Here is a 20,168-nt window from a genome sequence, read left to right as displayed (position 1 = left end):
GTCAGGACTCCTGGAGAACTTTAGTTTGAGAATGATCGGATGAAGCGAGCTGGAGTGGCGCCAACGCCGACCAGTCCGGATGTGCGCCGGATGCAAATCCGGCAGAGGTCAGCGATCCCGTGAGGAGATCGCCGTCGTGAATCGACAGACGGATGGTATCGCCGTCGCGGCGGTAGAGATCGGGATGCGCCGTCAGGAAGGCCTCGGCCTCCTCCACTGGTGCAGTGCCGAAACCATCGACGTAGTGATGGCCGTTGCGTTCGGCATGGGTGACGCCGATCAGCGCGCCAAGCGCCAGATCCTGCTGCACACCAAGGCCGGCCTGGCAGGTGAGATCCTCGCCGGTGATGAAGTGATCGACGCCCTGCGCGCTCCACGCCGCAGCGCGAGTCGCATTCGCAATCGACTTGTAGAAGCCCTTGCAGGATTTCGAGGAGATGCCGCGATAGCCCAGCGCCTTGGCGGCCGGGAAGGCGTCCCAGCTGTCGTCGGCTTCGTCGATGATGAAATTGCGCGACGACAAATTGCCGAGCGCCGACTCGCGCGTGATGTCGCGCGGCATCGGCTGTTCGATGTAAAGTAGCCTGGAGGCAATCGGCGCCAGTGCGCTGTCATTGTCGAGACGATCGACCAGCGCGCCGAGCGCGTTGAGATCGGCATATTGCTCATTGGCGTCGAGCGTCACCTGATAATCGTAAGGCAGCATCGTCAGCGCGTTTCCGATCCGGGTCAAACGAGCGGCGTCTGCCGCGGGATCGCCGTTCATCTTGAGCTTGAAGTATCGTGCGCCGCTATTCTCACGGGGGTCGGCGACACCGCCCTCGCCTTCGATCACATCATCGAGGCCGACGGTGTGGCGCAGCGCGACGCGCTCAAGCCGGTGACGGCTGGCGAGGAACGTCGCGATGTCGTCGGCGCCGAGATCGGGCGCCAGACGCGCGGTAAGACCGGCGACGTTGGCCTTCATGCCCGTGAAGAAATCCGTGCCCAAGCCACGCAGCAGTGCGTCGAGCACAGCCTTGTCGATTTCCGCCGGACCGAAGCTTGCAGCCAGCGGTGGAATGTCGAGTTCGGCGCAGGCCTTCATCTGGTCGCCGATGCAGGCCGCATGCAGACCAAAGGCCGAAATGAAACCCGATTGCGCGCGGTAGAGTTCTTTGGCGATGACCAGCGACAGCCGCAGCTCGTTCACGGTGTCGTCAATGGCCAGATGCGGCCGCTTGTCGAACCACTTCGGCACCATCAGTTCGGCTGAGGCGCCGACGAACACGCCCTTGCCTTCGACCTCAAGCTCGACCCGCACGAAAGCCTGCGGCGCGGCATTGACCGTCACGGCACCAAAGCGAAACGGCCGCACGAATGCCACGTGACGCTCGAACAGCGTAATGTCTCGCAAGGCGATCCGTGTCGACATGGACATGGGCCTTAGTCCAGCGTGCTGTTGGTCATGAAGTGCTTGCGGATGCGCGCGACCAGGTCGGTGAAGATCGGGTTCGACATCGCATCGAGCGTGCGCTCGCGGCCGAGCGGCACGTCATAGATTGCGGCGATACCGCCGGGGCGCTCGGTCATGACCAGCACCTTGTCGGCAAGGAACACCGCTTCCGGGATCGAATGGGTGATGAGGAGAATCGTCTTGCCGGTGGTGCGCTGGATGCGCGACAGCTCGACATTCATCTTCTCGCGCGTCATGGCGTCGAGCGCGCCGAACGGCTCGTCCATCATCATGATCTTGGGATCATGCACCAGCGCGCGGCAGATCGAGGCGCGTTGCTGCATGCCGCCGGACAGCTGCCACGGCAGCTTCTTCTCGAAACCTTCGAGGCCGACCATTTTCAGCAGCTGCTTGGCGCGGTCCATATACTGCGCGCGCGGCAGGTTCTTCATGTCGATGGGCATCAACACGTTGTTGATGATGTTCCGCCACGGCAGCAGCAGCGCATTCTGGAATACGATGCCGACATCACCATGGGGTTCGGTGACCTTGTTGCCGTCGACGTGGATTTCTCCGGATGTCGGCGCAAGAAGGCCCGAGATCAATTTGAGCAGCGTGGACTTGCCGCAGCCGGATGGGCCAACCACGACGAAGAACTCGCCGTCATTGATGTGGAAGTCCAGGGGACGCAGCGACTGCACCTGACCGTCGCCGGTCCCATAGGTTTTGGAGACGCCGGAGAGATTGATCCCCGACGCCTTCGATGGTGCGGACTGCTCGGATACGACGCGAAGATGCGCACTCGGTTGATCGACGCTCATGGTCCTCATCGCTGCAGTCATTACGGCTAGTCCTGTTGGTTTCGTCAGTTCAGTCGAGATAACCGGGCCGGTTACTTCGGCAGATATTCGTTGGTGTAGAAGGCCTTCGGATTGTCCTTGGCCTTGGCTTCCAGACCGCCGTATTCGACCATCAGCTCTACCGATTCCTTCATGTTCTGATCGGTGACCTGGAATGGGCGCTTACCCTTGGTTTCCGGCGTGGTGTAGAGCGGGATGGTGAGTTCGAAGCCCTGGGTCAGGGTCTCGATCTTGCCGCCCTTCGGGTTGGCATCGAGGATTGACTGTGCGGCAGCCTTCGGCTCCTTCGACGCAGCTTCGACGGCCTTGGTGGTGGCCGACATGAAGCGCTTCACGAGATCCGGATTGGCCTTGGCATAGTCGGTGTTGGTGACGATGCCCGACGACACGAGGTGAATGCCGTAATCGGCAAACTTGATCGGATACACATCCTTGCCGGTGGCATCCTTGATCTTCATGGACTGGTCCATGACGTAGCCGAGCAGCAGATCAGCCTGGCCGTTGATGACGGCATTGAGCTTGGTCTGTCCGTCGCCGGCGACGGTCTTGAAATCCGATTCCTTGAGGCCGGCCTTCTTGAGGAACAGCGGCCAGATCTGTGTCATCGAATCCGCCGGCGTGATCGCCACGGTCTTGCCCTTGATGTCGTCCGGCTTCCTGATGTTCTTGTCGACGAAGCCCATCACTGACATGGCCGAGGTCTGCAGCAGCACACCGGTAGCGATCACCGGGGCGCCCTTCACGGCTGCGCGCATCATGGTGGGAACGTCGACATAGCCGAAGTTCACGCTCTTCGCGGCGACAGCCTGCACGGTGGCAGCCGAACCGCGGCCTTCCTGGATGTCGAGATCGATGCCTTCGGCTTCATAGATGCCCTTGGCCTTGCCGTAATAGAACGGCGAATGCTCACCATAGACATACCAGTTGAGCATCAACGTCACCTTGTCGGCGGCAGCCGCCGGCGTGGCGAGTGCAAGCGTGACGGTGATCGCGGCAGTCGAAACAGCAGTAACCCATTTCAGCATTTTTAGCCTCCCATTGAAGCAGGTGATCGCGGCCCGTTTCGCCGGACCGCTTGTTTGGAATTGCACGTCCCGATCAGGACCCGATGAAAACATCCGCGCGCTGGCTGACGTGCCAGGGAATCGCAAAGCGTTCGATACGATCGACCAGCCAGAACAGAATGACGCCGAGCAGCGCGAGGATCACGAGAGCCGCAAACATCGTCGGCAGATCGAAGGTGCCGATCGAGCGCTGCAGCACATAACCGATACCGGAATTGGAGCCGACGAACTCACCGACCACCGCGCCGACGACGGCGAGCGTGACGGACACCTTGAGACCGGAGAAGATCGCCGGCAGTGCGTGTGGCAGGTTCACCGCGCAAAACACGCGCAAGCGGCTGCCCTTCATGGCGCGGGCAAGATCGACCATGTCGGGATCGACCGACTTGAAGCCCTGCACCGCCGACACGACGACCGGAAAGAAGCCAAGCAGGAAGGCTGCAATGATCTTCGGCACAATACCGAAGCCGAACCACACCACGAACAAGGGCGCGATGGCGACTTTGGGAATCGACTGCGAGAACACCAGCAGCGGATAGACATAGCTCTCGACGGTCCGCGAACCGGCGATCAGCATGGCAATCGGGATGCCGAACACGGCCGAGGCGAGAAAGCCGAGCAGCGTGGCGTAAGTCGTGGGCCCTGACTGCGCGAGCAGCTCGGGCCAATCGGTGTAGAGCACCTTCACGACGTCGCCGGGCGCAGGGATCTGATAGGCAGGAATGTTGAAGATGCGGATCGCCAGATCCCAGCCGACAACGATCATCACCAGCAACAGGAATGGGCGCAGCCATGAGGCGTTCAGCAGCTTCGATACACTGCCGGGTGCTTTCTTCTCACTCACGCGTCTCGTCTCCCAGATGCCGGCTTCGCGGTCGCATTTAACTCGTTGGATAAATACAGCGCATGGCTTCGCCGTTGTCAATTGGGCGCTTAACTAGCGAGAATTACACAATGATTTCAGGCGCTTTGGCGGGCCGAGGTGTGGACAATCGTCGCCGGCGGGAGCTGGAATTCGGCCACGGATCGGCCGGTGAGCGCCGCCAGGACGAGTGCCACCATATGGGCCAGCCGCTCGTCCCTCGCCTCCTTCGCCAGCAGATCCCTGCCGAAAATCACGCTGAGCGTGGCGTTGTTGCCGATATAGAAAAAGCTCAGCGCGGCGATGGAAATGTAGAGCTGCACCGGATCCATCGCGACCTTGAAATCGCCTGACGCGACGCCACGCAACACCACTGTGCGGATCATCTCCACGAAGGGCGAATGCATCGACTTCACCTTCGTGGAGCGCTTGATGTGCTTCGCGCGCTCCAGATTCTCGGTGTTGAGCAGCGCGAGGAATTCCGGATTGCGGATAAAGTAGTTCCAGGTGAAGGCGATCAGGCTCTCGATGGCCTCAGGCGGATCAAGATGTTCGAGATCGAGCGTGCGTTCTTCGGCGCGGATCTGCTCATAGGCACCTTCGAGTACCGCAAGATAGAGCGCATCCTTGTTGCCGACGTGATAGTAGAGCATGCGTTTGTTGGCGCCGGCCTGCGCAGCGATGCGATCGACGCGCGCACCAGCGAGGCCCTTGCTCGCGAATTCCTTCTTGGCAGCCTCGAGAATGCGCAGACGCATCCCTTCCGGGTCACGCTGCCACTTCAATGCTTTCTTCGGCGCTTTTTTAGTTGTTTTTGCCAAACCCGGATCCCGTCGCTCAGCGGAATGACGCAACAGCCGCACGTCTATCGCGTGTAGCATGCGTTTGCCCGCTTGAGAACAAAGCATGTTCCGGGCCATATGCGCAAACGGGCATCGCCTTTTGCGGGTGTCGTCGCTATCACTGCCCTGCCTCAACCGGACCTGCTTGTGCCTGCCATCATCACAGACCCGTTCTTCTATGCCGTCGCCATTCCGGCGGTGATTTTCCTTGGCCTCTCCAAAGGCGGCTTCTCCGGCGTCGGCATTGCCGCCACGCCGCTGCTGGCGCTGTATCTGCCACCACTCGAAGCAGCCGCCTTGCTACTGCCGGTGCTGATCACGCAGGACCTGATCTCGATCTATGTCTATCGCCGCGAATGGGACGCCTCGAATCTGAAGATCATGTTGCCGGGCGCGGTCGCCGGCATGACGCTGGCGTGGCTGCTCGCTTCCTATATTTCCGACAATGCCGTGCGTATCACCGTCGGTCTGATCGGCCTCATCTTCGTGATCGACGTCTGGCGCAAGCGCGCCAGAATCGAACCGACCCGCATGGGCCCGGCCGGTGGCGTATTCTGGGGCGCGGTATCGGGTTTCACATCCTTCATGACTCAGGCCGGCGGCCCACCATTTCAGGTCTATGTGCTGCCGCAGCGGCTGCCGAAGCTGGTGCTGGTCGGGACCACGACGATCTTCTTCGCCGTCGTCAATGCGCTGAAGATCGTGCCCTATTTCGCACTCGGCCAATTCCACGCCGGCAATTTCGCGACATCGCTGGCGCTGCTGCCGATGGCCATCATCGCGAACTTCATGGGCATCTGGCTGGTGAAACACACGCCCACCAATCTGTTCTACAACATCGCCTATGCCCTGCTGCTGGTGATCTCGCTGGTGCTGCTGTGGCAGGGCTGTTCAGTGTTGTGGCGGTAGGTGGCAATACGTAGGATGGGTGGAGCGCAGCGAAACCCATCGCTTTCATGCGTTTAAATGATGGGTTTCGCGAAGACGCTCTACCCATCCTACACCTCTACACATCCTTCCCCGTCCGCTCGATCAGCAGCGTCGGAATTCCGCAGGTGCCATCGCGGAGGCTGACAACACGGGTGCCCGGCTTGCGGCCACTACGCACCTCCGACACGTTGACATGCGCGGCGAGCAAACGCTCGCGGGTGGCATCGACGTCAGCGACGCGCCAGGTCATGCCCCAGAGCTTGTCGCGATTCTTGTCGGCCTTGTCGTCGGGGCGATGCACGACCTCGACGATCAGATCGCCGCAGCGGAAGAACATCAGATGGCCCCACTCTGGATTGGAGCGATCCAGCGCCATGTCGAGGCCCAGTCGCGCGCCATAGAGCGCAGCGGCGCGCTCCGGATCCTGCGTGGCGACAACGATATGGTCGAGGCCAAGGAACGGCGTATCGCCCACCGGAGGCGACACCGGACGCTCGTCTGAGAGTTCGAGAAAGAATTGCCGGACGCCGCGCGTCGCGTCCGTCGCCGCACGGGTACGCTTCCAGGTGAGTGTGGCGCCGGTCTCGGTATCCCTGCTCTCGACCTCGGCGATGGGATCAGGCTTCAGCGCCAGGCGATCGAGCCGGCGATGCATCCCAGCGATATCGCCAGTCCGGAAACAGATGCTGGCCAGCGTCGCACCCTGCTCCGGCAGCACGGCCCTGATGCGATCGGCGGCCGGGCCGTGACCGACAGGCGCCATCAGCTCGACCGACATGTTGGCCACCGTGAAGATCGCCATGGCCGCACCGTCGCTGGTGCTGCGCCAGGCGGGCGCGCGGGCGAACAGGGTCTGATAGGTGGCGATCCCCACGTCCAGGTCCTCCAGCAAAATGACGACGTGATCCAGCCCGGTGATCATCGCATCCCTCCCGTCTTCGTGGCGTTGTTGTGATCGAACTATGCCAGTTTTCGAGCCGCAATGCTGAAAACCGACTCCGCCCGGCTGCGGCATCCTGCGGCATCGCACAATTTCGGTGGTGACCTCGTCGCAACCGCTGTTAAGCTGACTGATGCGCCGTCTCCGGACGGGTGCAGCCATCCCTCAGGCGAGACGGACGGATTCATGAAGGCACTCTTTATCGGACAGACCTATATCGACGTCACGTTCATCACCGACCATATGCCGACCGGCGACGAGAAGCATGTCGCCTCCGACTATGCCGTGTCGTTCGGCGGCAATGCGGTGACGGCGGCCTTCTGCTGCGCCAAGCTGGGCATTGTGCCCGATCTCATCGCCACCGTCGCCAATGACTGGCTCGGCCGCATGTTCATGGACATGTCGGCGAAATACGCCATCGAGGTCCATCCGCGCAAAGTGGCGAGTTCGTCGCTATCCTTCATCATGCCGAAAGACGGCAAGCGTGCCATCGTCCGCTGCCGTGACGACGAACACATCCATCCCTTCCCGCTGCTCAATCTCGGCGCCTGTCGCGCGCTGCATATCGACGGCCATCAGCCCGATGCCGCGATTCACTACGCGAAGCTCTGCCGCGAGGCCGGCATCCTCACCTCACTCGACGGCGGCGGATTGCGCACCAACACCCATGAGTTGCTTGAGTTCATCGACGTCGCCATCGTCGCCGAACGTCTCTGCGAGCAGATGGACCTGACGCCGGAGAAGATGCTCGACTATCTCAAGAGCCGCGGCTGCCGCGTCGGCGGCGTCACGCTCGGCGAGAAGGGCCTGCTCTGGTATGACGAGGCCGGCACAGTGCACACGCTGCCCGCGCTGCCGATCCCGCGCGAGAAGGTGATCGATACCAATGGCGCCGGCGATGTCTTCCACGGCGCTTACGTCTATTCGTATCTGGCCAATCCCGGCCATAGCTGGGCCGAACATTTCAAATTCGCGCGGGCCGCATCGACCTTCAAGATCCAGCGGCTGGGCAATGAAGCGGGACTGCCGACATTGTCGGATATCGCGGCGGTGCGTGAGGAATATCGGGCGCAGGTGTGACAACCATGGGCCAGGTTGTCGTCGCCGGCAGCATCAATATGGACGTGGTCGCGACAGCCGACCGCCATCCGGCAATCGGTGAGACTGTAGCAGGCCGCGAAGTGTTGTATTTTCCCGGTGGCAAGGGCGCCAATCAGGCCGTGGCTGCGGCGAAACTTGGTGCAGCGACCATGCTGATCGGCTGTACCGGCGCGGATGCCTTTAGCCGCGACACCAGGGCATTTCTGGCCATGCAAGGCGTCGATCTCGCTTACGTGCGTGAGGTCGCTGGCGCCGGCACAGGAACAGCGATCATCACCGTTGCGAAAGCTGAGAACACCATCGTTGTCATTCCCGGCGCCAATGCGTTGGTCAATGCGGCCGATGTCGCTGCGTCCGCATTCCGAAAAGGCGATATCGCCGTCAGCCAATTCGAGATTCCGCTGCCGGCCATCACGGCTTTCTTCACGCGGGCGCGCGCATCCGATGCAACGACGATTCTCAATCCGGCACCGGCGATGCCGATTGACCGTGAGCTGATGGCTCTGGTGGATATTCTGATCCTCAATGAAAGCGAACTCGGCCTGCTTGCAAGTCTCGAACTGCACGACACCGATCCCGATGCGCGCTTCATCGCCGCCGCATCGACATTGCAAACCGATCATCGGCCGAACATCTGCATCACGCTGGGCAAGCGCGGCGCGATCGCGCTGATCGATGGCAGGGTCCACCTCGAAGCCGCCCGCATCGTGAAGGCGATTGACACTACCGGCGCTGGCGACGGTTTCGTGGGCGCTGTTGCCGCCCAGCTTGCCGATGGACATTCACTGCAGAGCGCCATTGGCTATGCTAATGTCGCCGCCTCGCTTTGCGTACAGCGGATGGGCGCCGGGCCGTCGATGCCGACAGCGAAAGAGGTGTCGGCGGCTGCCGGCTAGCGTCAGCCCTTCCCCTTCGCCGTCATGAAGTCGAAATCGCAGCCGTCATCGGCCTGCAGGATCGTGGTGTGAAACAGATGCGCATAGCCGCGCTTCGCCCAGTCCGGCGTCTTCGCTGGCGGGAGCGCAGCCTGACGCTTCGCAAGCTCGGCATCGTCGACCAACAAATCGATCGACCGTTTCGCCACATCCAGACGGATCATGTCGCCGTTCTTCACAAGCGCCAGCGGGCCACCCACGGCGCTCTCCGGCGTGATGTGCAGCACAATGGTGCCGAAGGCTGTACCACTCATGCGCGCGTCTGAAATACGCACCATGTCCTTCACGCCGGCACGCGCCAGCTTCATGGGGATTGGCAGATAGCCGGCCTCAGGCATGCCCGGTGCGCCCTTGGGACCGGCATTGCGCAGCACCAGCACGTCATCCGCAGTGACATCGAGATCAGGGTCATCGACGCGGTTGGTCATGTCCTCAACGGACTCGAACACCACGGCACGGCCGGTGTGCTGCATCAGCTTCGGCGACGCGGCGGAATGTTTGATGACGGCACTGCGCGGCGCCAGATTGCCGTGTAGGATTGCCAGCCCGCCTTCCCGCTTGATCGGATTGTCCTTCGAGCGGATCACGTCTTGGCCCGGCACCTCTTCGGCATTCGCCACGATCTCGCGTAGCGTCTCGCCGGTAACAGATTTGGCATCGAGGTCGATGAGATCGCCGAGCTGCTCCATCAGCTTGGGCACGCCGCCCGCATGATGGAAGTGCTCCATATAGTGATCGCCCGACGGCTTCAGATCGACCAGCACCGGCACGTCGCGGCCGAGCTCGTCGAAAGCAGCGAGATTGATCCGGTTCGGCGTACGGTTGGCCATCGCCGTGAGATGGATCAGTCCGTTGGTCGAGCCGCCGATCGCCTGCAGTACGACCTGCGCATTGCGGAACGAGCCCGGCGTCAGGAATTCGCTCGGCTTCGGTCCCTTGTTCTTGGCGAGCGTCGCGGCAACCTTGCCGCTGGCTTCGGCGGAGCGAAAGCGCTCGGCATGCGGTGCCGGGATCGTCGCGCTCATCGGCAGCGACAGGCCCATGGCTTCGGTGATGCAGGCCATGGTCGACGCCGTGCCCATCACCATGCATGTGCCAACCGACGGCGCGAGGCGCGCATTGACGTCGTCGATTTCCTGCTGGTCGATCTCGCCGGCGCGGAACTTGCCCCACATGCGCCGGCAGTCGGTGCAGGCGCCGAGCACTTCTCCCTTGTGATGGCCGACCACCATTGGGCCGACCGGGATCACCACCGTCGGCAGATCGACCGACAGCGCCGCCATGATCTGCGCCGGCAGCGTCTTGTCGCAGCCGCCGATCACCACCACTGCATCCATCGGCTGCGCCTTGATCATCTCCTCGGTATCCATCGCCATCAGATTGCGCAGATACATCGAGGTCGGATGGGCGAAGCTTTCGCCGATCGAGATGGTCGGAAACACCATCGGTAGCGCGCCGGCCAGCATCACGCCGCGCTTCACGGCCTCGATGATCTGGGGCGAATTGCCGTGGCACGGATTGTAGTCGCTATGGGTGTTGGTGATGCCGACGATGGGCCGATCCAGCGCATCGTCGGAATAGCCCATGGCCTTGATGAAGGCCTTGCGCAGGAACAGTGAAAACCCGGCATCGCCGTAACTGGTCAGCCCCTTGCGCAATCCGTCGGCCATGTGCGTTCCCATTCCAAGCTTGTTTTGAATGCTTCTTATGAAGCCGCCAAAATTCTTGTCAATGCGCGGGACGGACTGGCTGGGCCCCTATTTCGGCTCCCACACCTTACTGAAATCACCAGCGAATTCGGCGCTGCAAAATGCCCCGCCCTGATAGAAATCACCGACCGGATCGGATTTCATCTTCGCCTGTTCCGCCATTGCGTGTTCGCGATGATCCTCGGCTTTGCCGACCGGGCGATAGCCGAGTTCATAGGCGCGGGAGTTATCCCACCAGGCACGCTCGTTATAGGAGGCGCCATACAGCACCTCGAAATGGATGGCGGGATGTTCGAGCCCGATCTGGCAGAGCTGCACCAGATCCTCGGGCTTGAGCCAAATCGACAGCCGACGTTGATCAAGCGGCCTGTCGCCGAAATTGCCGATCCGCAGGCATGTCACCGACAGCCCGTATTTGTCGGCATAGAGCGAGCCCACCGCCTCGCCGAACACCTTGCTGACGCCGTAGCGGCTGTCCGGCCGTGCCGTAACGTCCGGCGGGATTTTGCTGTGGCGTGGATAGAAGCCGACCGCGTGATTGGACGACGCGAAGATAATGCGCTTGACGCCCTTCTTGCGCGCTGCCTCGAACAGATTGTAACCGCCGATGATATTGGCCTGCAGGATGGTGTCCCATGGCCCCTCCACCGAGAAACCGCCGAAATGCAGGATGCCATCGACGCCTTCGCAGATCGCCTCGACGGCGGCGAGATCGGCCAGATCAGCCTGCTTGAAGTTTTCATTTGGCTTGAGATTCGGCGGCGTGGTGAGATCGCTCAGCACGAGGTCCGGATAGATCGGCGGCAGCAATTCGCGCAAGCGCGTGCCAATTCCGCCAGATGCGCCCGTCATCAAGATCTTCATTCCGTCCCTCGTAATGTTGTCAGTTGTCAGACAAGTATGGCGCGGCGCGGGCGCGACGGCAAGGCAGTGGAACCGGCATTGCTTGCCGCCTACCCTCGCCAATGTTAGCAAACGCATCCGAGGAAACGACAGAGAACGAGACGCCAATGTCCGACACATCATCGCGCGGCTGGCAGCCGGCGACCTATTATCCCGACCCCGCCATTCACGCCCTCGATCCCCGCTTCGAAAAATACTGGATCAAGCTCGGCGCCATTGAACGCATCGCCACCGGCATGCGCTGGGCCGAAGGGCCGGTCTATTTCGGTGACGGCCGCTATCTGTTGTGTTCGGACATTCCCAACAACCGCATTATCAAATGGGAAGAGGAAACCGGCGCGATCAGCGATTTCCGCAAACCATCGAATTACGGCAATGGCAATACGCGGGATCGCCAGGGGCGCCTGATCACCTGCGAACACGGGCGCCGCATCACCCGCACTGAATATGACGGTTCCATCACGGTGCTGATGGATAATTTCGAAGGCAAGAAACTGAACTCGCCGAATGACGTCGTGGTGAAGTCCGACGGCTCGATCTGGTTCACGGATCCACCCTTCGGTCTGATGAGCGACTATGAGGGCAACAAGGCGCCATCCGAAATCGGACAGAACATCTATCGTATCGATGGCGACACGCTGAAATCCACCATTGTTGCCGATGATGTGCTGGGTCCTAACGGGTTGTGTTTTTCGCCGGATGAAAAGCTGCTCTATGTCGTGGAATCCCGCGGCGTGCCGAACCGCAAGATTCTCGCTTACGACGTCGCCGCCGACAGCAAGACGTTGAAGAACAAGCGCGTGCTGATCGATGCGGGCCCGGGCACGCCCGACGGCATGCGTTGCGATATCGATGGCAATCTGTGGTGCGGCTGGGGCATGGGCAAGCCGGAGCTCGACGGCGTCTTCATCTTCGCCCCCGATGGCGAACAAATCGGCCGTATCGCGTTGCCCGAGCGCTGCGCCAATGTCTGTTTCGGCGGCGTGAAACGCAACCGGCTGTTCATGGCATCGAGCCAGTCGATCTATGCGGTGTATGTAAACACGCAGGGGGCGTTGGGGGGCTGACGGGTACACCGCCCTCTCAACATCATTGCGAGCGTAGCGAAGCAATCCAGTCTTTCCACGCTTGTGGCCTTCTGGATTGCCGCGTCGCTTCGCTCCTCGCAATGACGGCGGAGAGACCATCGTAGAAACAAAAACGCCGGCATGGATGGCTCCATGCCGGCGTTTTCAGTCACGAAGCTTGCGCTTCAACGACGCGGTCTTACGCCGCGGTGTAGCCGGCGATTGCCTTGACCTCGAGGAAGTCCTCAAGACCGTGCTTACCCCATTCGCGGCCGTTGCCCGACTGCTTGTAGCCGCCGAACGGCGCGGTGCGGTCGTTCGGAGCACCCTGCAGGTTGACGTTGCCGGCGCGGATGCGACGGCCGAACTTGCGGGCGTTCTCAACCGTATCAGCCGAGACGTAGCCAGCGAGGCCATAGGGCGTGTCATTGGCGATGCGGAGCGCATCCGCCTCATCCTTGGCCCCCATGATCACGAGCACCGGCCCGAAGATTTCCTCGCGCGCGATGGTCATGTTCTCGGTGACGTCTGCGAAGATCGTCGGCCGCACGTAGAAGCCCTTGTTGACGCCTTCCGGCAGGCCGGGACCACCGGCGACCAGCGTGGCGCCTTCCTCGATGCCCTTCTGGATCAGGCCCTGGATCTTGTCCCACTGGCCGCGATTGACAACCGGACCGATGACAGTCCCATCAGCGCGCGGATCGCCGGCCTTGGTCTTGTCGGCCTGCGCCTTCGCGATGGCGGCGATTTCCTTCATCTTCGCCTGCGGCACGATCATGCGGGACGGTGCGTTGCACGACTGTCCGGAGTTGTTGAACATGTGCGCGACGCCGCCGGTGACGGCCTTCACGAAATCGGCGCCGTCCAGGATCACGTTCGGCGACTTGCCGCCGAGTTCCTGGCTGACGCGCTTCACGGTGTTCGCAGCGCGCTTGGCAACGTCGATGCCGGCGCGGGTCGAGCCGGTGAAGGAGATCATGTCGATGTCGGGATGTTCGCTCATGGCGACGCCGACGTCGGGGCCTAGACCATTCACGAGGTTGAACACGCCCTTCGGCACGCCGGCTTCATGAAGGATTTCCGCGAAGATCAGCGCCGAGGTCGGGGTGTATTCCGACGGCTTCAACAGCATGGTGCAGCCGGCGGCGAGCGCGGGAGCGACCTTGCAAGCGATCTGGTTCAGCGGCCAATTCCACGGGGTGATCATGCCGACGACGCCAATCGGCTCCTTCGTGATCATGGCGGCGTTGTGCGGCTCGTCGAACTTGTAGGTCTTCAGCACGTCCAGCGTAGCGACGAGGTGACCGAGGCCGGCACCGGCCTGCAGCTTCTCCGCCATCGGCAGCGGAGCGCCCATTTCGTCGGAGACCGACGCACCGATATCCGACATGCGGGTCTTGTAGACCGCGATGATCTTTTCGAACAGCGCGATGCGCTCTTCACGGGTGGTCTGGGAGAAGGTCTCGAAAGCGCGCTTGGCAGCGGCGACAGCCTTGTCGACGTCGGCCTTGGAGCCCAGCGCAATGTCATACATCGCTTCTTCGGTCGCCGGATTGACGACGGGGGTGGTCTTCTTGACGACGGGATCGACCCAGGCGCCATCGATGTAGAATTGCAGGCGGTTGACCATTGGTAGCCTCTTTGATTTCGGGAACGTCTGTCGTCAGAAAATTCTGTGCAGCCGGGTCTATCTGGGAAAGAACAATGCGTCCGGCAAGCACCCTTGCGCGGTCATTTCGCCTCATGAGCCCGTCATGCACGGGATGCCGCGTGAAAGCAGCAAATGCATATAAATCCAGCCGCGTGGCAGGAGCAAGGCCCCGTGATTTGCGCGCGTTCTAAAATCGACATGGCACAGCTTGCCAGCAAAGCGCAGTGTGCATTGCAACAAAATTGAGTGAAAAATCAGCGCGACTTTGCGCGGACGGCGATGGGCGCGTCCGGATCGGCTTCGTCATCGGCCATGGTAGAAATCGGCGACATCGGTGTGTCACGCAGCCGCTTCAGGCCAAGATGGCGTTCGCGCAGGATGACGAAGATGCCTGCGCCCGCGACGATTACCGCGCCGCCGACCACGTAAGGCGTCGGCACCTCGCCGAACATCCAGAAGCCGAGCAAGAAGGCCCACAGCATCGCCGTGTAGTCGAACGGCGCCAGGAAGGACGCCGGCGCATAGCGATAGCTCTCGGTGAACAGCATCTGGCCGAGACCACCGGAAATGCCGATGCCGACCAGCAGCGCCAATTCGAAGTCCGTAGGCCAGCGCCAGCCGAATGGCGCGGTGAGCAGCGACGCCGCCATCACGATCAGCGTCATGAAGATGACGATCGCGGATGAGGACTCCGTTGCGGTCAGCCGGCGGATCTGGATGGTCGCACCGCCCGACGAGAAGGCATTGAGCAGCGCCAGCGACAGACCTATGATCATCGACGTGGTCAGCGCCGCGTGGTCGTGAAAATACGGCGACAGCATCAGGATCACGCCGGAAAAGCCGATCGCCACCGCCGACCAGCGATAGGCATGGACCTGCTCCTTCAGGAAAATCGCGGCGAAAACCACCGTGATCAGCGGCGCGATGAAGGCAATGGCAGTGACATCCGCGATCGGCAAACGCGCCAGCGCCCCGAAGGTGCAGAAGGTGCCGATCACGCTGAACGAACCGCGCACCAGATGCGCGGAGACGCGGTTAGTGCGCAGCGCGCCGCGCAATTGACCGCGCCAGCCGAAGAACAGCACGATCGGGATCAGCGCAAACAACCCGCGCGCAAACACGATCTCACCGAGCGGCACCTCGCTGCCGAGATAGCGGCCCTGGGCGCCCATGATGGCAAACGCCATGGTGCTGGCAATCTTCAGCGACACGGCTTTGAAGATGTTCATGAGTTCGGGGAAGCGGAGATCGGGGGAATCGGCGGGGCCTGCATGGTGCAGCACACAATCACGTGAGGCCCCTCACGAAAACCGCCGATGCGACATGGCTTGTCGGGTTTCCATGCAGGGCTGCACCTCGCCACAACCCCAACCTTGCGCGGGCGGTTTTAGCCCTTTTTGGCGGGCCTAATGGGCCCCTCCACCGCAGGGAGCGACTTCAGATAGAGCGCCATCGCCGAGCGGTCGTCTGCGCTCAACTGGGAGGTATTGCGGATCACGCGGGCCATTGAGCCACCGGCGGTGTCACCGTCCGGGGTCTGCCCGGTTTCGAGAAAATACGCGATGTCCTTTTCGCTCCAGTCACCGAGACGCTTTTGGGTGATGTTGGGTACCCAACCCTCTCCGTCAGGATTAGGACCTCCGGCAAAGCGCTGTGCCGTCACGATGCCGCCCAGCGCATCGCGCGGGCTGTGGCACTCGGCACAGTGGCCCAGCGCATTCACCAGATAGCTGCCGCGATTCCATTGCGGTGACTTCGATGCATCCGCCACGAACGGCTTGCCATCAAGGAACAGCAATTTCCAGACGCCGAGGTTGCGGCGGATGTTGAACGGGAATGGCACGGCGTGATCCGGCGCCTTGCTGGTCACTTGTGGCAGTGTCTTCAGATAGGCAAACAGGTCGCTGATATCCTCCAGCTTCATGTGCTGATAGGACGTGTAGGGAAAGGCCGGAAAGTAATGCGAACCGTTCGGCGACGTCCCCTTCAACAGCGCCGTGACGAAATCAGCCTCGCTCCAGCGGCCTATCCCGGCGACCGGATCCGGCGAGATGTTTGGCACATAGAACGTACCGAACGGCGATGTGAGCGGCAGCCCGCCGCCAAGCTTGAGCCGATCCTGCTGCGCCGGCGTCGCATGGCATGACGAGCAGCCACCGGCATTGAAGACCACTGCGCCATTGCCGGGATTGGGCGTGTGCGGCGGGAGCGTGCTCGCAGCCACCGTTACGGGAATCGTCAGCCACCAGAACACGCCGAGGCCGATGACAGCCGCGACAAATGCGAGAATGAAAAGCCGTTTCAGCACATGCATGTCCAATTGGTATCCGGGTCAAACTTCAGCACATAAAGCGCGTCGAACAGCCGCTGCCGGAACGAAACCGTGATCCATCCCTTAGGCTCCCGGGGGAATGAATTGGCGTCTCGGATGTTTCCAGCCATGACGACCTCACCATCATCAGGGAGAAACCCATGTCACCTCGTTCGATCATGCTCGCGTCCCTCGCGCTCGGCACCAGCATCGCCCTCGCCGGCCCCGCTTGCGCCGACAAGATGAAGGCGACCCTCAACAGCGCTTCCGAAGTGCCCGCCAATACCAGCGCCGGCAAGGGCACCGCCGATATCGACTTCGATCCCGCTACCAAGAAGCTGACCTGGAAGCTGACCTATTCCGGCCTCACGGGTCCTGCGACCATGGCGCATTTCCACGGCCCCGCCGAACCTGGCAAGAATGCCGGAGTGGCCGTACCGATCACACCAGCCACATCCGGCTCCGAAGGCAGCGCCACGCTGACCGACGCACAGGCCGCCGACCTGTTGGCCGGCAAGTACTATGTCAACATCCACACTGAGGCCAACAAAGGCGGCGAGATCCGCGGACAGGTCACGAAGTAACATTCGAATCGACGATGGTTGAACAAAAGGGCGAGCGCTGCGGCGTTCGCCCTTTCATTCAGAGTTCACAATCGAGCTCAGATCTTCAGCCTGAACGTCTCGTGGCAGCCGCCGCATACCTTGCCGATGCCGCCGACATTCGCCTTGAGGCTGTCGAGATCCTTGATCTTGGCCTTGGCGTCGGTGACGGCCTTGGCGAAGGTGACGATGTGGGCATCGAAACCGGCCTTGTCTTCCCAGACCTTCGGCGACGTCGAATAGTCACCCTCGGCCTTCAGACCCTTGGTGCTGTCCGGAAACAGTGTCGGCAGCTTCTTGGCGGTTTCGTCCAGCACGGTCAGCGCGGCCTCGACCGCGGCCTGATCATAGGGCTTGTCGCCCTTGGCCATCGCGCTGAGCGTGCCGCCAAGCGCGCGACCATTGGACTTCATCAGCGTCTGGCGTTCCTTGACGATCTCTTGCTGGGCCGAGACCGCCCCCACACTCAACAGCAAAGCTCCGACAACGAGAAGCGCACGTTTCATCAACCAATACCCCTGTTTGGAATTCAATTAGGACTAGTTCGCAACATGTAGATGAACCCCGCCGCCATCCGGCTATTCCCGGCGGCGGCGCTTTACAGCGTGTGGAGCCGTTCGTGCTCGCGGATCGCCATCCACACCCGCTCAGGAGTTGCGGGCATGTCGATGTGCTCGATTTTGTATTCGCGATAGAGACCATCGATGATGGCGTTCATCACGGCCGGACAGGAGCCGATGGCGCCGGCTTCGCCCGCCCCCTTCACCCCCAGCGGATTGGTCACGCAGGGGATGTTGTGGGTCTCGAACGAAATCGGCGCGCCGTCGGCCGCGCGCGGCAGCGCATAGTCCATGAAAGTGCCGGTGACGAGTTGGCCGTCCGCGGGATCATAGACCGCCTGCTCCATCAGCGCCTGGCCGATGCCCTGCATGGTGCCGCCATGAACCTGGCCAGCCAGCAGCAACGGATTCAGCGTGACGCCGAAATCGTCGACGATGACGTAATTGACAATGGCGATCTTGCCGGTCGCAGGATCGATCTCGACTTCGACCAGATGGGTGCCGTTGGGGAAGGTGCCGTCGGCGCTGCTGAAGGTTTCAGACGCATTGAGCTTCGACGGATTGGCCTTCTTTGCGAGATCGGCGAATGACACCGAGCGATCAGTGCCGGCGATCTTCACCACGCCGCCATCGATCTCGAGGTCGGCGGCGCTGGTTTCCAGCACATCCGCCGCGAGCTCCTTGAGGTTAATACCGAGCTGCCTGGTGGCGCGCTGCACGCTGACGCCACCGGTCGGGATCGATGCAGAGCCGCCGGTACCGAGGCCGGTGGCGACCTTCGCCGTATCGCCCTGAATGATGTGCACGCGATCCGGTGTCACGCCGAACTGTTCGGCGACGATCTGGGCATAGGCCGTGTGATGCCCCTGCCCGGTCGACTGTGTGCCGATCAGGATCGTGATGTCACCATCGGCGCCAACAGCAACGTTGGCGGTCTCGTCGCCCATGGTGCCGCAGACTTCCACATAGGTGGCCATGCCGATACCGCGAACCAGGCCCTCCTTCTTCGCGGCCTTGGCCCGCTTTGGGAATTCCTTCCAGCCCGCAACATCCATCGCGCGTTTCATATGCGCGGTGAAATCGCCGGAGTCGTAAACCTTGCCCGTCGCGGTCTTGTACGGCATCGCCTTCGGCGGAATGAAGTTCTTGCGGCGGATCGCATCCGGCGACATGCCGAGCTTGCGCGCGCATTGATCGACGAGACGCTCGACCACATAGGCCGCTTCGGGACGGCCGGCGCCGCGATAGGCATCCACTGGCACCGAATTCGTGAACACCGTGCGGACACGGCAATGGAAGGTCTGGATGTCGTAGAGACCCGGCAACATCCCAGCGCCGCCATGCGGAATGTACGGCCCGAAGGTCGACAGATACGCGCCCATGTCGGCCATCAGGTCGACATCCATGGCGAGAAACTTGCCGTCCTCGCTCAGCGCCATGCGTGCATGGGTAACGTTGTCACGGCCCTGCGCGTCGCCGAGGAAGTGATCGGTACGGTCCGCCGCCCATTTCACATTCTTGCCCAGCTTCTTGGCGGCAAAGGCCACCAGCGCATATTCGCGATAGGGAAACAGCCGCGTGCCGAAACCGCCACCGACATCGGGACAGATGACCCGCATCTTGTCCTTGGGCATCTTCAGCACGTTGTCGCAGAGGATGTCGCGCAGACGATGGCTACCCTGGCTGCCGATGGTCAGCGTCATGTAATCGCGCTTGGCATCGTATTCACAGATCGCCGCCCGGGTCTCCATGTAGTTGATGATGACGCGTGGATTGACGATCTTCACTTCGGCGATCACGGGTGCCTTGGCGAACACCGCATCGACCGCCTTCTTGTCGCCGATCGGCACATCGAACAGCACATTGCCGGCATGCTTGGCCCACACCTGCGGCGCGCCCTTGGCGACGGCATTGACCAGACCGTTCACAGACGGCAGCGACTTCCATTCGACCTCGATCGCCTCAATCGCATCGCGCGCCTGCGCGATAGTCTCCGCAACCACGAAGGCCACGGCGTCGCCGACATGGCGGACTTCCCCGGCGGCGAGGATCGGATAATCCGGCCCGGTGAAAGGATGATCTTCGAGATTGAACAGGCAGGGCAGACCGCCGAGGTCCTTGGTGTCTTCCGCCGTCAGAATCGCAGCGACACCCGGAAGTGTGCGCGCCTTGCTGACATCGATGCTGAAATTGGCATGGGCATGCGGCGAGCGCAGCACGAGGGCATGCAGCGTGACGGGCGCATGATCGTCGGTATAGCGGCCACGGCCACGAATGAGGGCGTCGTCTTCTTTGCGCAGGACACTCTGTCCGACGCCGAATTTGATGGGGGCCATCGTTCCTCCGCATGCAGTTTAGACTCAATCTACACTGCGGGAGGATGGCGGCAAGTGGCA

The 20,168-nt window shown here is 61.7% G+C and carries 18 protein-coding genes; 5 read left to right on the top strand and 13 right to left on the bottom strand.

The features are described 5' to 3' along the window. Position 1: 1 nt before the first annotated feature. The 5 genes from SFY93_RS15035 to SFY93_RS15015 form a co-directional block, all read right to left on the bottom strand. Positions 2-1,414: a hypothetical protein gene (locus SFY93_RS15035; protein WP_320447774.1), complete on the bottom strand. Its 1,413-nt coding sequence runs from the start codon at positions 1,412-1,414 to the stop codon at positions 2-4. An 11-nt stretch (positions 1,415-1,425) separates the two neighbouring features. Beyond that, complete coding sequence (locus SFY93_RS15030) at positions 1,426-2,256, bottom strand: ABC transporter ATP-binding protein (RefSeq protein ID WP_414716921.1); 831 nt, start codon at positions 2,254-2,256, stop codon at positions 1,426-1,428. A gap of 71 nt (positions 2,257-2,327) precedes the next feature. Then, positions 2,328-3,320 (bottom strand): ABC transporter substrate-binding protein, encoded by a 993-nt coding sequence (locus SFY93_RS15025; RefSeq protein WP_093761915.1) that lies wholly within the window; start codon positions 3,318-3,320, stop codon positions 2,328-2,330. A 73-nt stretch (positions 3,321-3,393) separates the two neighbouring features. Beyond that, positions 3,394-4,125, bottom strand: a complete 732-nt coding sequence (locus SFY93_RS15020; RefSeq protein ID WP_246297556.1) for an ABC transporter permease — start codon at positions 4,123-4,125, stop codon at positions 3,394-3,396. A gap of 194 nt (positions 4,126-4,319) precedes the next feature. Further along, positions 4,320-4,979: a TetR/AcrR family transcriptional regulator gene (locus SFY93_RS15015; RefSeq protein WP_320447773.1), complete on the bottom strand. Its 660-nt coding sequence runs from the start codon at positions 4,977-4,979 to the stop codon at positions 4,320-4,322. Positions 4,980-5,210: 231 nt separating this feature from the next. Between SFY93_RS15015 and SFY93_RS15010 the strand changes: the two genes are divergently transcribed. Then, positions 5,211-5,972 (top strand): sulfite exporter TauE/SafE family protein, encoded by a 762-nt coding sequence (locus SFY93_RS15010; RefSeq protein WP_089267285.1) that lies wholly within the window; start codon positions 5,211-5,213, stop codon positions 5,970-5,972. A gap of 97 nt (positions 5,973-6,069) precedes the next feature. Here SFY93_RS15010 and SFY93_RS15005 read toward each other — a convergent pair whose 3' ends face one another. Then, complete coding sequence (locus SFY93_RS15005; protein WP_320443672.1) at positions 6,070-6,915, bottom strand: VOC family protein; 846 nt, start codon at positions 6,913-6,915, stop codon at positions 6,070-6,072. Between the two features lie 204 nt (positions 6,916-7,119). Here SFY93_RS15005 and SFY93_RS15000 point away from each other — a divergent pair, with 204 nt between their 5' ends. Together SFY93_RS15000 and SFY93_RS14995 are read left to right on the top strand one after the other, a co-directional pair. Next, positions 7,120-8,013 carry a sugar kinase gene (locus SFY93_RS15000; protein WP_089266953.1) on the top strand — a complete coding sequence of 298 codons (894 nt, stop codon included), beginning with the start codon at positions 7,120-7,122 and terminating at the stop codon, positions 8,011-8,013. Positions 8,014-8,018: 5 nt separating this feature from the next. Beyond that, positions 8,019-8,930 carry a ribokinase gene (locus tag SFY93_RS14995; protein ID WP_320443671.1) on the top strand — a complete coding sequence of 304 codons (912 nt, stop codon included), beginning with the start codon at positions 8,019-8,021 and terminating at the stop codon, positions 8,928-8,930. Between the two features lie 2 nt (positions 8,931-8,932). On the opposite strand, the gene SFY93_RS14990 is transcribed toward SFY93_RS14995, so the two are convergent. Together SFY93_RS14990 and SFY93_RS14985 are read right to left on the bottom strand one after the other, a co-directional pair. After that, positions 8,933-10,639, bottom strand: coding sequence for an IlvD/Edd family dehydratase (locus SFY93_RS14990; protein ID WP_320443670.1), 1,707 nt, complete (start codon positions 10,637-10,639; stop codon positions 8,933-8,935). Between the two features lie 87 nt (positions 10,640-10,726). Then, on the bottom strand, positions 10,727-11,542 hold the full coding sequence (locus SFY93_RS14985) for an NAD-dependent epimerase/dehydratase family protein (RefSeq protein ID WP_320443669.1): 816 nt from the start codon (positions 11,540-11,542) through the stop codon (positions 10,727-10,729). A 146-nt stretch (positions 11,543-11,688) separates the two neighbouring features. Here SFY93_RS14985 and SFY93_RS14980 point away from each other — a divergent pair, with 146 nt between their 5' ends. Then, a complete protein-coding gene (locus SFY93_RS14980; protein WP_320443668.1) occupies positions 11,689-12,648 on the top strand; it encodes an SMP-30/gluconolactonase/LRE family protein in 960 nt (319 codons plus the stop codon). A 199-nt stretch (positions 12,649-12,847) separates the two neighbouring features. Here the strand turns inward: SFY93_RS14980 and SFY93_RS14975 are convergent, their stop codons facing one another. The 3 genes from SFY93_RS14975 to SFY93_RS14965 all read right to left on the bottom strand — a co-directional run bounded on the left by SFY93_RS14975 (position 12,848) and on the right by SFY93_RS14965 (position 16,607). Then, a complete protein-coding gene (locus SFY93_RS14975) occupies positions 12,848-14,278 on the bottom strand; it encodes an aldehyde dehydrogenase family protein (RefSeq protein WP_320443667.1) in 1,431 nt (476 codons plus the stop codon). Positions 14,279-14,553: 275 nt separating this feature from the next. Further along, on the bottom strand, positions 14,554-15,528 hold the full coding sequence (locus SFY93_RS14970; RefSeq protein WP_320443666.1) for a DMT family transporter: 975 nt from the start codon (positions 15,526-15,528) through the stop codon (positions 14,554-14,556). Positions 15,529-15,686: 158 nt separating this feature from the next. Then, a complete protein-coding gene (locus tag SFY93_RS14965; protein WP_320443665.1) occupies positions 15,687-16,607 on the bottom strand; it encodes a c-type cytochrome in 921 nt (306 codons plus the stop codon). 164 nt (positions 16,608-16,771) lie between these two features. Between SFY93_RS14965 and SFY93_RS14960 the strand changes: the two genes are divergently transcribed. Then, on the top strand, positions 16,772-17,194 hold the full coding sequence (locus SFY93_RS14960) for a CHRD domain-containing protein (RefSeq protein WP_320443664.1): 423 nt from the start codon (positions 16,772-16,774) through the stop codon (positions 17,192-17,194). A 77-nt stretch (positions 17,195-17,271) separates the two neighbouring features. Here SFY93_RS14960 and SFY93_RS14955 read toward each other — a convergent pair whose 3' ends face one another. Both SFY93_RS14955 and SFY93_RS14950 read right to left on the bottom strand, forming a co-directional pair. Further along, a complete protein-coding gene (locus tag SFY93_RS14955) occupies positions 17,272-17,718 on the bottom strand; it encodes a c-type cytochrome (protein ID WP_320443663.1) in 447 nt (148 codons plus the stop codon). 92 nt (positions 17,719-17,810) lie between these two features. Further along, positions 17,811-20,108, bottom strand: a complete 2,298-nt coding sequence (locus tag SFY93_RS14950) for a xanthine dehydrogenase family protein molybdopterin-binding subunit (RefSeq protein ID WP_320443662.1) — start codon at positions 20,106-20,108, stop codon at positions 17,811-17,813. Between the last annotated feature and the right edge of the window lie 60 nt (positions 20,109-20,168).

Origin of the sequence: Tardiphaga sp. 42S5, from assembly GCF_034044155.1 — a bacterium.
Taxonomy (GTDB): Bacteria; Pseudomonadota; Alphaproteobacteria; order Rhizobiales; family Xanthobacteraceae; genus Tardiphaga; species Tardiphaga robiniae.
This window is presented reverse-complemented; position numbering and strand designations above follow the sequence as displayed.

Bases quoted from the DNA above. Each gene is read 5' to 3' on its own strand.
- SFY93_RS15020 (WP_246297556.1), bottom strand. From the start codon at position 4,125: ATGATCGTTGTCGGCTGGGATCTGGCGATCCGCATCTTCAACATTCCT.
- SFY93_RS15005 (WP_320443672.1), bottom strand. From the start codon at position 6,915: ATGATCACCGGGCTGGATCACGTCGTCATTTTGCTGGAGGACCTGGAC.
- SFY93_RS14990 (WP_320443670.1), bottom strand. From the start codon at position 10,639: ATGGCCGACGGATTGCGCAAGGGGCTGACCAGTTACGGCGATGCCGGG.
- SFY93_RS14995 (WP_320443671.1), top strand. From the start codon at position 8,019: ATGGGCCAGGTTGTCGTCGCCGGCAGCATCAATATGGACGTGGTCGCG.
- SFY93_RS15030 (WP_414716921.1), bottom strand. From the start codon at position 2,256: ATGAGCGTCGATCAACCGAGTGCGCATCTTCGCGTCGTATCCGAGCAG.
- SFY93_RS14975 (WP_320443667.1), bottom strand. From the start codon at position 14,278: ATGGTCAACCGCCTGCAATTCTACATCGATGGCGCCTGGGTCGATCCC.
- SFY93_RS15000 (WP_089266953.1), top strand. From the start codon at position 7,120: ATGAAGGCACTCTTTATCGGACAGACCTATATCGACGTCACGTTCATC.
- SFY93_RS14960 (WP_320443664.1), top strand. From the start codon at position 16,772: ATGTCACCTCGTTCGATCATGCTCGCGTCCCTCGCGCTCGGCACCAGC.
- SFY93_RS14980 (WP_320443668.1), top strand. From the start codon at position 11,689: ATGTCCGACACATCATCGCGCGGCTGGCAGCCGGCGACCTATTATCCC.
- SFY93_RS15025 (WP_093761915.1), bottom strand. From the start codon at position 3,320: ATGCTGAAATGGGTTACTGCTGTTTCGACTGCCGCGATCACCGTCACG.
- SFY93_RS14985 (WP_320443669.1), bottom strand. From the start codon at position 11,542: ATGAAGATCTTGATGACGGGCGCATCTGGCGGAATTGGCACGCGCTTG.
- SFY93_RS14950 (WP_320443662.1), bottom strand. From the start codon at position 20,108: ATGGCCCCCATCAAATTCGGCGTCGGACAGAGTGTCCTGCGCAAAGAA.
- SFY93_RS14955 (WP_320443663.1), bottom strand. From the start codon at position 17,718: ATGAAACGTGCGCTTCTCGTTGTCGGAGCTTTGCTGTTGAGTGTGGGG.
- SFY93_RS14970 (WP_320443666.1), bottom strand. From the start codon at position 15,528: ATGAACATCTTCAAAGCCGTGTCGCTGAAGATTGCCAGCACCATGGCG.
- SFY93_RS15035 (WP_320447774.1), bottom strand. From the start codon at position 1,414: ATGTCGACACGGATCGCCTTGCGAGACATTACGCTGTTCGAGCGTCAC.
- SFY93_RS15015 (WP_320447773.1), bottom strand. From the start codon at position 4,979: ATGCGTCTGCGCATTCTCGAGGCTGCCAAGAAGGAATTCGCGAGCAAG.